Genomic DNA, 11,955 nt, shown 5'->3' on the forward strand with positions numbered 1-11,955 from the left:
TGATAGGTAGGTTGCTTTTTTCATACGCCTTTAAGGTCTGAACCCGTTTACGATCTGTACAACAATGATCTCCTCAATAAAAATGAGGAACATGGAAATAACCACGGATGAATTGGCCGCTTTTCCCACGCCCTGCGTGCCCTGTGTAGTATAATACCCCATATAGCAGCTAACAATACCAATGGTGAATCAAAGAGCAGCGATTTGAAAGTAGAGGCGAAAATATCCAGGAAGGATATTTGCTGAAAGGCATTCACAAAAAAGGAAGCCAGGCTTGTTTGTTCATTTTGGTTAACATTGAGGTAAGCGCCCAACAAAGCAATAAGCGACATATACAGCATGAGCAAGGGCAACATGCAGGTAGTAGCCACCACGCGGCTAACCACCAGGTAGCGAAAAGGATTAACGGCCGACACTTCCATGGCATCAATTTGTTCCGTTACCCGCATAGAACCCAGTTCGGCGCCAATATTCGATCCTACCTTACCCGCCGCAATAAGCGCCGTTACCAACGGCGCCAGCGCCCGTATGATGGCGATGGCTACCAGGGAAGGCAACCAGGAGGTAGCCCCAAATTCGGCCAGGGAGGGCCTCGACTGTTTGGTAAATACAATGCCCGTTACAAAACTGGTCAATGATACCAGCGCCAGGGATTTATAGCCTACCATATAAAACTGCCTTATGATCTCTTTCCATTCATAGGGTGGCAACAATACTTCCCTGAAAAAACGACCGGTAAACTGACCCATGCCATATACATCCATGAAAAAGCATCCAGCTGCCTGGAAAATACCTGTTTGCCTGTTTTTCGGGAACCTCCACCCATAGATAGCGCTGTTTTTAGGAAACGAGGACGATTTTCCCCACCGCTTCCCGGTAATAGGGAGTTCTAATCTTGTGCCACGGAGGGAAGTCTCGTCTTCCGGCTTATATTTGAGCAAACAATTACTTACTGATATGAGAATAATCAAAAAACTATTGTTGGCTGCGGTACTATTCTATCTACCCTGCCAAACGATGGCCTGGGGCATGTTGGGTCACCGGATCGTGGCACAAATTGCCGATAGTTACCTTACCAAAAAGCCCGCCGGCAGATCATTGCCATCCTGGGCAATGAATCGCTGGCCATGAGTGCCAACTGGCCCGACTTTATTAAATCGGACCCTTCTTACAATTACCTGAACCCCTGGCATTATATCAACTTTAAAGAAGGTTTAAGCGAACAGCAGGTCCATGAATACCTGGCCAAGGATACGGTTACTGATATTTATACGAAAATGAACTTTGTGATCGGTGAGTTGAAGAATAAATCATTGGACCAGGAAAAGAAGGTATTGTACCTGCGGATACTGATCCACCTGGTAGGCGATGCACACCAACCCATGCATACCGGCCGGCCCGATGACCTGGGTGGCAACCGGATCAACGTATTGTGGTTTAACCAACCTGCCAACCTGCACAGTGTATGGGATGAAAAACTGATCGAGTACCAGGAATTGAGCTATACAGAATATGTAACTGCCATCAATTTTACCACAAAGGCCCAGCGCAGGGACTGGCAACAACAGCCCATTGGTCAATGGCTGTACGAGTCCTATACCATCAGCAACCAATTGTACAACGAGATCAAAGAGCCCAACCAGAAACTTAGCTTCCGGTATAATTTCGATCACGTTCAAACACTTAACGACCGGCTACTGAAAGGAGGTGTAAGACTGGCTGGTGTATTGAATGAGGTATTTAATTAACCACTGCTGTTACATATTTTTAACACAAATTTCATGATCCGGATGTCGCAGTACCATGCTGCGCCATCCGGATCTTATTTTATCGATGATATATACAAGTAGCGACGCTGTTTGTCAATTGGCATATTCCCATTTACTCAATAGCTTTGTTGTTCCATTTTAAAGGTTTAACAGAAAGGCAATCAATAATTATGAGTACCGCAATCAAAACGTTGTTCCTGGATATGGGAGGCGTTATACTAACCAACGGATGGGGACAAGCATCAAGGAAACTGGCAGCAGAAAAATTCTCCCTCGACTTTAATGAGTTAAATGAGCGCCATAAACTGGCCTTCGATGCGTATGAATCGGGCGTGACGTCGCTGCATGAATACTTGCAATTGACGGTTTTCTATACGCCCCGGACCTTTACGCCGGAAGTGTTCATGGAATTCATGTACCAGCAATCGCAACCTTTGAATGAGATGTTGCAATTTGTGCAGCAACTAAAAGCGTTGAACGGACTGAAGGTAATAGCACTGAACAATGAAGGCCGGGAATTGAATGATTACCGTATCCGAACCTTTGGGCTGGATAAGTTTATCGATGCTTTTGTATCTTCTGCTTTTGTACGTTTGCGTAAACCCGATAAGGCTATTTATTCACTGGCGCTGGATATTGCTTATGTAAAACCTGAGGAAGCGCTTTATTTTGATGACCGGCTGATGTTTATTCAGGTAGCCCGCAGCCTGGGCATTAACAGCATACAACATACCAGTGTAGAAAATACCCGCCAGGAACTGGCACAATACAACCTCAGGTTGCCATAAGTCAATACGTGTTATCTTTGCGCCAATTACCTAAATTACCCCTCTATGATCTCTGGGAAAAAAACTGATCCTACTATTATTATCATATTCGGCGGCAGTGGCGATCTTGCCAAAAGGAAGTTATTACCCGCCTTTTATAATCTTTGTCTCGATGGATGGATGCCCGAAACCTTTGCCATCATTGGCCTGGGCCTGGAAGCATTCAATGATGCACAATACCACGATTTTATTGAAGAAGGATTGACACAGTTTTCCCGTAAGGGCAAACCGGCAGGGGACTCCTGGGAGGCCTTTAAAAGCCGTATTTCCTACATTCCTTCCAATATGAATGAGGAGATCACTTATTCCACCCTTGCAGCCAAGGTAGATGCACTGGATAAACAATGGGGCTTGCGGGCCGACCGCTTGTTCTACCTGTCTATTGCCCCCGTTTTGTGGAAGTGGTGGGCGTTAATTTGAATAAGTTGAGCCTGGCCAATAATGCCGCCAAAGACCGTATAGTTATCGAAAAACCCTTTGGCCATAATAAAGAAAGTGCCGTAGCCCTCAACAATTTGCTCACCGGTCTTTTCCAGGAAAATCAGCTTTACCGCATTGATCATTACCTCGGCAAAGAAACGGTACAAAATATATTGGCCTTCCGTTTTGCCAATGCTTTATTTGAACCCCTGTGGAACCGGAACTACATCGATTATGTGCAGATCACCGTGGCCGAGCAGGTAGGGGTAGAAGAACGCGGTGGTTATTATGAAAGCGCTGGCGCTTTGCGCGATATGATACAAAACCATTTGCTGCAATTACTTTGTATGGTGGCCATGGAACCTCCTGTATCTTTTGATGCAGAAGAGATCCGTAACCGCAAGGCGGATGTGATGCGTGCCATCAAGCCCATTAAGCCTGATGAGGTGAGCAAATACGCGGTACGTGGACAATATGGCGGCGGATGGATCGAAGGTAAAAGGTACCGGGTTATCGTGAGGAGGCAGGTGTGAGCCCCACTTCTAATACAGAAACCTATGTAGCCATCAAGTTTTACCTGGACAACTGGCGTTGGCAGGGTGTTCCCTTCTATGTACGCACCGGGAAAAGGATGTTGGAAAAAACATCTTCCATCACCATACAATTCCGTCCTATTCCCCACTCTTCCTTTCCGGAAAACCTGTACGATAGTGTAACGCCCAATCGCCTGATCATTAACCTACAGCCAGAAATGGATATCCGGTTACGTTTCACTGCCAAAAGACAAGGCCTTGAAATGAACCTCAATCCCGTGGAGATGGTCTTTGATTACAATACGAATTCATCCCAAACACCCGAAGCTTATGAAACGCTCCTGTTGGATGCTTTGCAGGGCGATGCCACTTTGTTTATGCGTTCGGACCAGGTGTTGATCGCCTGGGATGTGGTAACGCCCATCCTGGAATCATGGGAATCACACAACTCCCTTGATTTCCCCAACTACTCATCCGGTATGTGGGGACCAGAAAATGCTGAGGCCCTCATTGCCAAACAAGGGCATACCTGGGCGGCTCATACACACGGCAAATAAACTCATCTCACTATAAAAGGAAGACCTGCCTCATTCAATACAATTGTTGAACAGCGGCAGGTCTTCACCTTTATTCACCTTAGTCATAGTTTTGTACTGAAAACCCTCTTCTGCTTCCATTATTGGTGTAGAGAAAACGTGAACGGGACGACTTCAGGTATTTCGTTTTAAAACGTTGATGTAATTCCGCAGGCTGTTTCTTATCGTTGATGATGAGTGCCTCATCCGTTAGTTGTAAAACAACCAGGTCCTCTTTGTCCTTGATCACATTTTCTTTTATCAGGTCATCAATCAGCGCTGCCACCATTTTACGGTCTTCTTCAGCTTGCTTGCGGTCTATCTCGGCCTGTGCCCGGTCCTTATCGGCTTGTATACGATCCCTTGCCGCCTGCTCACGATCTCTTACTGCCTGTAAGCGGTCTCTATCTGCTTGTTGCCTGTCTTGTTCGGCCTGTGCGCGGTCCTTAATTGCTTGTTGACGATCTCTTTCGGCTTGCAATTTATCCCGGTCGGATTGTTGCCTGTCCTGTTCTGCCTGTGCCCGGTCCTTAACTGCTTGTTGACGATCTCTAACGGCTTGCAATTTATCCCGGTCAGCTTGTTGACGGTCGAGTTCCGCCTGGGACCGGTCCTTATTAGCTTGCTCACGATCACGATCAGCCTGCTTTCTATCCAACTCAGCCTGTGCACGGTCACGGGCAGCTTGCTCTTCATCTCTTTTGAGTTGTGCCAGCACGTCCTTTACCAGCCCTGCATACTTGGGATAGTCATCTTCTGCTACCTTTTTATCGTCTATGAACATCTCTGTGATCTTCTCACCTGCTATCCTGATCTTATACACTTCTCCGTTCTTATACATAGTGATCCGCTTATTGGGATCTCCTACCGAATCAGCTTCCACGTTCAGGAAAGTGTTTCCTGACATGGAGGATTGTGTTCTGTAAGTGCTGCTACGACTCGTTATTTTTGTTTGGGCCTGCGCAGTGGTACAAATTATACCAATGATCAATAAGGCAACGGGCGCCATGAGCGAATACTTTTTCATGTTCTTCATTTTTGATGTTAAGAATGGGCAATACTTTCCCTTTTCACTTAGTGAGTGAATTTTTAAATACACAGTAATGTGCTGGTGAATGAAACGTACACCTACTCAACTTTGTAAAGTGCGCATCTTTACATTGCAGGTAAGGCTGTAGTAGCTTTTATTTTTCCTGATTGTATCCTGTAATGTTCGGCTTCTGCACGATCTCTATCCGCCTGCTTCCGGTCTATTTCTGCCTGGGTCCGGTCTTTGTCGGCCTGCTTGCGGTCCAGTTCGGCCTGCTGCCGGTCGCGGTCGGCTTGTAGCTTATCACGGGCTGCTTGTTGTCTGTCCAGCTCCGCCTGGTACCTGTCCTTATCGGCCTGTATATGATCTTTTACTGCTTGTTCACGGTCTCTAATAGCCTGCAACCGGTCACGGTCGGCCTGCTGCCGGTCGATGATGGCCTGCTTCTTGTCGTGCTCCATTTGCTCCTGGTCTCTCAAAGACTGGATACGATCCTTCTCTGCCTGGCTGGTAACACTTTGCTGCATCAATGCCGCATCCTGTACAAAACTCCCCTTGGCAGCCGGTTCAGCCATTGCCTTAACGGGCTCAATGGGCAGGATGATCTTGGTTGGTATGCCGGATTTCGGTTTTATTGGCTCCTTCCCAGGCACTGCATTATTTGCCGCCGGCTGCTGTACCATTGTTTTCTTTTCTTTGGCAGGCGGACTTGACCATCCACCTACCGGCCGGTTATCCTGAAACAACCCGGCATAAAGGCCATGCATCAACACATCCCCTCCGCCTGCTTTTCTATTGGCCAGTGTTCCTAACAAAAGATCAGGCTGGCCAGCATAAATATTTTTCTCCTCCGCTCAAAGAACTGTTCCTATTCTGGATGATTCGGGTTACACGCTGTAATAAATGGCTTTTCTTACCCGGGAAGGCCATGGCATAAGTTCTGCCATACACTACCTGTTCTTTGAAACTGATCAATGCCTGTATGAATTGTTTCTTATTACCTGTATGCGCCAGCGCCATGTCATCACAACAATGTTCTCTTTCCTGCTTTATTAAGGAGGATACCCATAATAAGCCTGGGTTGAAAAAGAAAACGATGGAGGCAGTATGCTGTAATAAGTTCACCAGGTAATCATGCCTGCGGATATGCGCCAGTTCATGTAACAACACGGGTTCTACCTGATCGGGAGGCAGGTTGGCCAACAAGCCAACCGGCATATAGATAACCGGTTTTAAATGACCGATCACGACGGGTATTTTTGTAATACCGCTCTCTAATAAACCAACTGTTCTCCTGATCTGTAATTGTGCCGTGAGCACCGTCATTTTATCTTTCCAAAAGTGGCCGGGTTCCTGCAATTGTTTCGTCCTCACGCGCTGTACATAACCAAATGCCCATCCCATTTGGCAACACTTGAGTACAAAAACCACAAACCATAACCCTACAATGAGGTTTGCATTGTCCGAACAAAATTGGGCCAGTGCCGCTGGTATTTGATGTATACCATATTCCTGCAACATCCCGATACTTCCCAAGGCCCCGGTCATAGACAAGCTGGCTCCTGTAGTATCGTCCCTGTTCCACTCAACTATAAAAGTAACCAGGCAGCTCACCAGGAATAGGAACAAGAGGCCGGTAAGCAGGGCATAGCGGGTAGCAGGGCGGGCTTTCCTGGTCAACAGCATGACAATGCCGCCCAACAACGCCAGCAACAAGCCCTGCCATAGGGAATGAACAAGCATCCAGCAAAAGGCTTGTAAGCCTTGCTCCAGGATCGATCCATTTACGAATAGCCCAATCATGATCCAGTACGTTTAATGTTATTCTTGTACATCCAGCTTCTTCAACATTTCCTTCAGCACTTCCAGTTCTTTCTTAGAGGTTTTATCATTACCCATTAAAGCCATCATCAGGTTACTCACCGATCCCTCATACATGGTATCAACAAACCGGGTGAGCATATTGCCCTTTGTTTTGTTCTCTTCCAGCGCCGCACTATAAATATGTTTCATACTCGACTCATCGCGGGTAAGCATGGCTTTTTCGGTCATTACCTGCATCAACTTCAACGTAGAGGTATATTGTACAGCTTCCTTTTGCTCATTGAGGGTATCATGCACAAAACGAACAGTTGAAGGTCCGTGTTGCCATAATATTTGTAACACATCCATCTCCGACCTGGTAGGTACTGTTTCTTTGCCCTGAATGTCTTTCCTCGCTTTCATAAGACCAAGGTACGATAAAAACGTACGTTTAATACAAATACCTGTATTTTTCCTGAAAAAGGAGAGACAAGCAGCTTTTTAGCTGATTATTAATGTGGTATGACTTTGCAATGGCCGAATAAGGGAGTATCTTGCCTCCCATCTATCATTCTATACCCAATCAAGCATGGTTATCGACACCTTACAAAATGCCGCCCTATATCAACACTTTGGTCCGAAGTTTATCAAGGCATTCCAGTACCTCCGTGAAACCGACTTCACCCAGGTACCTAAAGGCAAATATGCAATTGATGGTACGGATATTATCGCCATCGTAAATGAATATGATACGGTTCCCGCTTCGGGCGAGCAGATGGAAGCACACAAAAATACATTGATATACAGTATATCGTGAGTGGTCAGGAATTGATTGGTCATGATTTCCTGCAAGGACAAGCGCCCTCAAGGCGTATGATGAAGCTGCAGATTACTGGCTATTTGGCGGAGCACCTTCTTTTTCTCCCATATGAAAGAAGGTATGTTTGCCATATTCTACCCTACCGACCTGCACATGCCCAATATCAGGGTGCAGGAAGCTACACCCGTGAAGAAAGTGGTTATGAAGGTGAGTGTGGGGTAGTCGAGAATCGGCAGTCGGCAATCTTTTGCTTCGATATGGTCCTTGGATCAGGGTGAGCCGCCCTGAAAGGGACCCACCCTTCAACAGATTCAGCCTGGCATTACTTCCAGTCGATTTTAGAAGATTTTAGTGGCAGTTCGCGGAGCCTGGAGTCAGTGGCATGGTAAATGGCATTGGCAATAGCAGCCGCAGTAGGTCCCTGTGCCGCTTCGCCGGCGCCCACAGGCGGTTGACCGGGACGGTTGATCACGAACACTGCTGTATCGGGTACGGCATTGAAGCGGAATATGGGATAGGTATCCCATCCCCTGCTCAGGATACCCCCTTCCTTATACTGTACTTCTTCCAATAAGGTCCAACTAGCGGCCTGGATCATACCACCCGCAGTTTGATTTTTATACCATCTATATTGATGGTTTGTCCGGCATCGATAACACCTGTTAATTTTACCAGCCGGAATTGCTTTGCTGATCTATCCACCTGTACCTCTGCTACCACGGCAAAATAAGAAGCATCATTTTTATATTGTGCAAAGGCGATGCCTAACCCTATTTCTTTGTTCTTTATGCGTTCAGTCCATTGTGTTTTCTCCATCACCCTTTCAATGACAGCCTTTGCCCGGTCATCTTTTAAATAAGCCAGGCGGAAGGCAGCAGGATCTATACTTGCTTTATAAGCCAACTCATCCATAAAACTTTCCAGGGCAAATATATTGGCATAGGCGCCCAGACTGCGCAAGGCTGAAGTCCTTAGGGGCCTTTACAATTATACAGCGTCACCTGGCGGGCAATATCGTATAAGGGCAAGGCATTGCGGTAACTGGCGCCTGAATAACTACTGTTCATAAATGGAAATGGTTTTTCCAGGTCGCGCCCCGCAATAAAATGGCCCGCCTTACCACCCGGCCGCGCAATATGGGTGTCCGACCAGAGTTCGGTTTGCAAGGCTAATAAGGTGCCTTGTGCATCCAATCCTCCTTTTAACCGTAGTACCATCGCCGATCCATACGGCTCCCAGGTATGTTCATCCTCCCGCATCCATTGCACCCGCACCGGTTGGCCCGGCAAGGTCATGGCCAATAACGCTGCATCTGCGGCTACATCATCGGCCCCATTATGTCCATAACAGCCCGAACCGGGAACGGCTATTACCCGGATTGTTGATGCAGGGATACCGAGCAGATCGGCCAGGGTACTCCTTAGCGGAAATACTCCCTGGGTATGCGACCATACGGTTAGCTGCTCCTCCTTCCATTGGGCCACGGCGCAAGAAGGGCCAATGGAGCCATGCATCTGATAAGGACGTTTGTATACGGCTTCATGCTGCAGGGCCGCACCCGCTATAGCAGGCGCCACGGAGTCATTTTTCTCTACCACCTCTTTATTCATCGTTTGCTGCAGGAAATGATCATATAAACCGGCCTGTGCAGGTAATAAAGGCGGCTTTTTCCAAACAGCCAATTGCTGTAATAACTTTATGCCTTTAATGGCCTGGTATTCGTCTTCTGTCACCACACCCACAAAACTGCCATTGCGTACCAGCTTCACCAGGCCGCTCACTGCCTTTAGTTTATCTGCTGGTAAGGATAACAATTGGGCGTTGTATACGGGAGGGCGCAGTATGCGCGCATGCAACATGCCCGGCAGCCTGATATCCTGCACATAAAACGGTTGCCCCGTAATCATGGCCCGGATATCTTCACGGGGATACGCAGTACCTACCAATTTGTAATGAGCAGGAACTTTGAGGGGCGCTTTGCCCGTAACCGTTCCCTGAATGGATTGCCCCTTTAATAGGGCTGCATAGCTCACCGACTTGCCGGTAGCTATAACAGATACTACTCCATCATTCACCTGCAGGTCATTCACAGTGGATTGTAATTGTACCGCCGCCAACTGCAATAATATTTTCCGGGCTTCTGCCGCCGCCGAGCGAATGGCGCTGCCGCTGGCCGTAATGGAAGCACTGCCGGAGGTATAGCGCTCATCGGCCGTTTGCCCGGTATCGGCAATAATGATCTTCACCCGCTTCATGTCTATATCCAGCTCCTCGGCCGCTATTTGCATGAGGGCTGTTTTTATGCCCTGCCCCAACTCCGTTTTTCCGGTCAGTACAGTCAGGTTCCCTGCTGCATCGATCCTGATCCAGGCATTGATATTGTCTTCTTCCCATGCATTCCCCTGCACCTCCTCCCCTTGCGCCTGTAAACCAACCGGGAATGAGAGGATACTGAAACCGATGACGAGGTTACCGGTTTGCTTCAGGAAGTTGCGCCTTCCTGTATTGGCTGGTTTATTTGGTTGCACTGACATAGGTAGCGGCTTTTTAATGGCACTGATAAAACGGCTATGGGTACCGCAACGGCACAATACCCGCTGTAAAGCTTCTCTTATCTGCATATCCGTAGGTTGTTTATTTGCTTCCAGGAGTTCACTGGCGCACATGACCACCCCATTCAGGCAATAACCACATTGGGCGGCCTGTTCTGCTATACAGGCTTGTTGAATGGGATGCAATTGACCGGCCCTTCCAAGGCCTTCCAAAGTGGTGATCTGGTGGGTAGCGGCTGTAGCGCAAGGCATCATGCACGAAGGCTGGGCTTTGCCATCCAATAATACCGTGCAGCTACCACACTGGGACATACCACATCCGTATTTGGGACCATTGAGCTGGAGGTTATTCCTCAGCACGTAAAGTAAGGGTGTTTCAGGATCGATGGTCAATGAAAGGGCTTTGCCATTGACAGTAAGTGTTATTGTTTTTGCATCAGGAAGCCATTTTATGGGTAAGGCGTGACTTAGGAATGAGTCGTCTGGAGAAGGGAATAGTTACAAGAGTACAGAATTTGGAATACAGTATTCAGCCTTTAAGGTGAGCCGCTCTGCAGGGCTGCATCCGCCATGCTGCAGAGCGACCCACCTTGGTACAGTAGGCATCACTGACACAATACGTGTGCCTGCGATAGGCACCAGCCCTGCTTCCTTAAGCCCGGCAGCTAATAGGTAAAATCCAGCACCTGGTCCCTTACCGCACAATGACGGTTTTGGTACTGATGCTGAAGCCGCTGAAACAGCCCGTTACGTTTTCCCCGGTAATGGTATTGAGCAGGCTTACGGGTGTGGCAAAAGGCCCTCCATTGTTCCTGGCTTTATTGAAACTGTCCCAGAAATTATAGACCTTCCGATCCACATTGGCCATAAAGTATTCAACGGTATCTCCAATAACAAATCCATACGAATGGGTTAAATGGATGTACTGCCCATTCACCAGGTCATCTGTTCCCGGTATATAGCGGTTGGACCCCAAGGCTCCCCAGCCAAAGCTATTGCGGTTGCCCCAATGCCGCCAGAAATAGAGCTGTGTATTCCCAATCGTATCGGGGTCTTTGAAGTGGACGGTAATACGGGCTTTTTCTATGATCGTATCCTTGTCCTCATCATCATCCATATACCGAAACCCGCTGGTGAGGCTGTCAATAGTGAGCGGATATAGAATGGAAGTGATAGCCGAGTACTTTTTCCCTTCGGCTTCGATCTGTAACCGGTAATGTTTACCTGGCCTGCCCTTCAAGGCCCTGACCGAGTCAGTAGCGAGCAGGGGATCAAAATAAAAACCCGGAAAGGCTGCATTGCCCAATTGCGGCAAACGGGCTTCTTTTAGCTGTCGTGTGGAGGTTTCATCCCACTGGTATTGATCATTGGCCATCATTACCCCTTCTGTTACGGAAACAAGCGCTCCGGTAACCGGCGTATTCTGAAAGCCCGGCTCATAGTAATTTTTACTTTTACTTAATATCACATAATTGTACAAAGGCATGAGGTTATTGATATATCCTTCCACCACCAGTTGGGGTTGATTGGTCTTTATATCAATATTAAACTCCCGTTCACAGGATATGAACAACAAGAACGCCCCTATGGCCATGATCCATCCATGCCGCTTTACTTTCCTCATGA

Annotated in this window: 12 protein-coding genes and 3 pseudogenes; 6 read left to right on the forward strand and 9 right to left on the reverse strand. The window is 47.6% G+C overall.

The window, feature by feature from the left end:
• Positions 1 to 30 precede the first annotated feature (30 nt).
• A pseudogene (locus RS881_RS44555) lies at positions 31 to 764 on the reverse strand (MlaE family ABC transporter permease).
• 193 nt (positions 765 to 957) lie between these two features.
• Here RS881_RS44555 and RS881_RS44560 point away from each other — a divergent pair.
• The 4 genes and pseudogenes from RS881_RS44560 (at position 958) to zwf (ending at position 4,106) form a co-directional block, all read left to right on the forward strand.
• Complete coding sequence (locus tag RS881_RS44560; protein WP_315816703.1) at positions 958 to 1,131, forward strand: hypothetical protein; 174 nt, start codon at positions 958 to 960, stop codon at positions 1,129 to 1,131.
• The gene (locus tag RS881_RS44565) at positions 1,128 to 1,748 is read left to right on the forward strand and encodes a S1/P1 nuclease (protein WP_315816704.1); all 621 of its coding nucleotides are present in this window, start codon (positions 1,128 to 1,130) and stop codon (positions 1,746 to 1,748) included. Before RS881_RS44560 ends, RS881_RS44565 begins: the two co-directional genes overlap by 4 nt.
• Before the next feature lie 191 nt (positions 1,749 to 1,939).
• Positions 1,940 to 2,557 (forward strand): HAD family hydrolase, encoded by a 618-nt coding sequence (locus RS881_RS44570; RefSeq protein ID WP_315816705.1) that lies wholly within the window; start codon positions 1,940 to 1,942, stop codon positions 2,555 to 2,557.
• A 45-nt stretch (positions 2,558 to 2,602) separates the two neighbouring features.
• A pseudogene (gene zwf, locus RS881_RS44575) lies at positions 2,603 to 4,106 on the forward strand (glucose-6-phosphate dehydrogenase).
• A 79-nt stretch (positions 4,107 to 4,185) separates the two neighbouring features.
• Here the strand turns inward: zwf and RS881_RS44580 are convergent.
• The 4 genes from RS881_RS44580 to RS881_RS44595 all read right to left on the reverse strand — a co-directional run bounded on the left by RS881_RS44580 (position 4,186) and on the right by RS881_RS44595 (position 7,380).
• A complete protein-coding gene (locus RS881_RS44580) occupies positions 4,186 to 5,151 on the reverse strand; it encodes a hypothetical protein (RefSeq protein ID WP_315816706.1) in 966 nt (321 codons plus the stop codon).
• 128 nt (positions 5,152 to 5,279) lie between these two features.
• Positions 5,280 to 5,969, reverse strand: a complete 690-nt coding sequence (locus RS881_RS44585) for a hypothetical protein (RefSeq protein ID WP_315816707.1) — start codon at positions 5,967 to 5,969, stop codon at positions 5,280 to 5,282.
• 4 nt (positions 5,970 to 5,973) lie between these two features.
• Positions 5,974 to 6,957, reverse strand: a complete 984-nt coding sequence (locus RS881_RS44590) for a M56 family metallopeptidase (RefSeq protein ID WP_315816708.1) — start codon at positions 6,955 to 6,957, stop codon at positions 5,974 to 5,976.
• Between the two features lie 18 nt (positions 6,958 to 6,975).
• Positions 6,976 to 7,380 (reverse strand): BlaI/MecI/CopY family transcriptional regulator, encoded by a 405-nt coding sequence (locus tag RS881_RS44595; RefSeq protein WP_315816709.1) that lies wholly within the window; start codon positions 7,378 to 7,380, stop codon positions 6,976 to 6,978.
• Positions 7,381 to 7,546: 166 nt separating this feature from the next.
• On the opposite strand from RS881_RS44595, the pseudogene RS881_RS44600 reads away from it, so the two are divergent.
• Together RS881_RS44600 and RS881_RS44605 are read left to right on the forward strand one after the other, a co-directional pair.
• Positions 7,547 to 7,927 (forward strand): annotated as a pseudogene (locus RS881_RS44600) (YhcH/YjgK/YiaL family protein); the annotation flags it as partial.
• Between the two features lie 3 nt (positions 7,928 to 7,930).
• Entirely contained in the window at positions 7,931 to 7,999 is a 69-nt protein-coding gene (locus tag RS881_RS44605; protein ID WP_315824804.1) for a hypothetical protein, read from the forward strand.
• A 100-nt stretch (positions 8,000 to 8,099) separates the two neighbouring features.
• Here the strand turns inward: RS881_RS44605 and RS881_RS44610 are convergent, their stop codons facing one another.
• The 4 genes from RS881_RS44610 to RS881_RS44625 all read right to left on the reverse strand — a co-directional run bounded on the left by RS881_RS44610 (position 8,100) and on the right by RS881_RS44625 (position 11,953).
• Complete coding sequence (locus tag RS881_RS44610) at positions 8,100 to 8,375, reverse strand: hypothetical protein (protein WP_315816710.1); 276 nt, start codon at positions 8,373 to 8,375, stop codon at positions 8,100 to 8,102.
• On the reverse strand, positions 8,372 to 8,737 hold the full coding sequence (locus tag RS881_RS44615; RefSeq protein ID WP_315816711.1) for a hypothetical protein: 366 nt from the start codon (positions 8,735 to 8,737) through the stop codon (positions 8,372 to 8,374). Before RS881_RS44615 ends, RS881_RS44610 begins: the two co-directional genes overlap by 4 nt.
• Positions 8,738 to 8,748: 11 nt before the next feature.
• A complete protein-coding gene (locus RS881_RS44620; RefSeq protein WP_315816712.1) occupies positions 8,749 to 10,722 on the reverse strand; it encodes a molybdopterin cofactor-binding domain-containing protein in 1,974 nt (657 codons plus the stop codon).
• 301 nt (positions 10,723 to 11,023) lie between these two features.
• Positions 11,024 to 11,953, reverse strand: a complete 930-nt coding sequence (locus RS881_RS44625; RefSeq protein WP_315816713.1) for a DUF4249 domain-containing protein — start codon at positions 11,951 to 11,953, stop codon at positions 11,024 to 11,026.
• Positions 11,954 to 11,955: the final 2 nt, after the last annotated feature.

This window comes from Paraflavitalea speifideaquila (genome assembly GCF_032395985.1).
In the GTDB taxonomy this organism is placed as follows: Bacteria; Bacteroidota; Bacteroidia; order Chitinophagales; family Chitinophagaceae; genus Paraflavitalea; species Paraflavitalea speifideaquila.

Excerpts from the sequence above, each read along its gene's own strand:
- RS881_RS44560 (WP_315816703.1), top strand. The coding sequence starts at position 958 with ATGAGAATAATCAAAAAACTATTGTTGGCTGCGGTACTATTCTATCTA.
- RS881_RS44565 (WP_315816704.1), top strand. The coding sequence starts at position 1,128 with ATGAGTGCCAACTGGCCCGACTTTATTAAATCGGACCCTTCTTACAAT.
- RS881_RS44570 (WP_315816705.1), top strand. The coding sequence starts at position 1,940 with ATGAGTACCGCAATCAAAACGTTGTTCCTGGATATGGGAGGCGTTATA.
- RS881_RS44580 (WP_315816706.1), bottom strand. The coding sequence starts at position 5,151 with ATGAAAAAGTATTCGCTCATGGCGCCCGTTGCCTTATTGATCATTGGT.
- RS881_RS44590 (WP_315816708.1), bottom strand. The coding sequence starts at position 6,957 with ATGATTGGGCTATTCGTAAATGGATCGATCCTGGAGCAAGGCTTACAA.
- RS881_RS44595 (WP_315816709.1), bottom strand. The coding sequence starts at position 7,380 with ATGAAAGCGAGGAAAGACATTCAGGGCAAAGAAACAGTACCTACCAGG.
- RS881_RS44610 (WP_315816710.1), bottom strand. The coding sequence starts at position 8,375 with ATGATCCAGGCCGCTAGTTGGACCTTATTGGAAGAAGTACAGTATAAG.
- RS881_RS44625 (WP_315816713.1), bottom strand. The coding sequence starts at position 11,953 with ATGAGGAAAGTAAAGCGGCATGGATGGATCATGGCCATAGGGGCGTTC.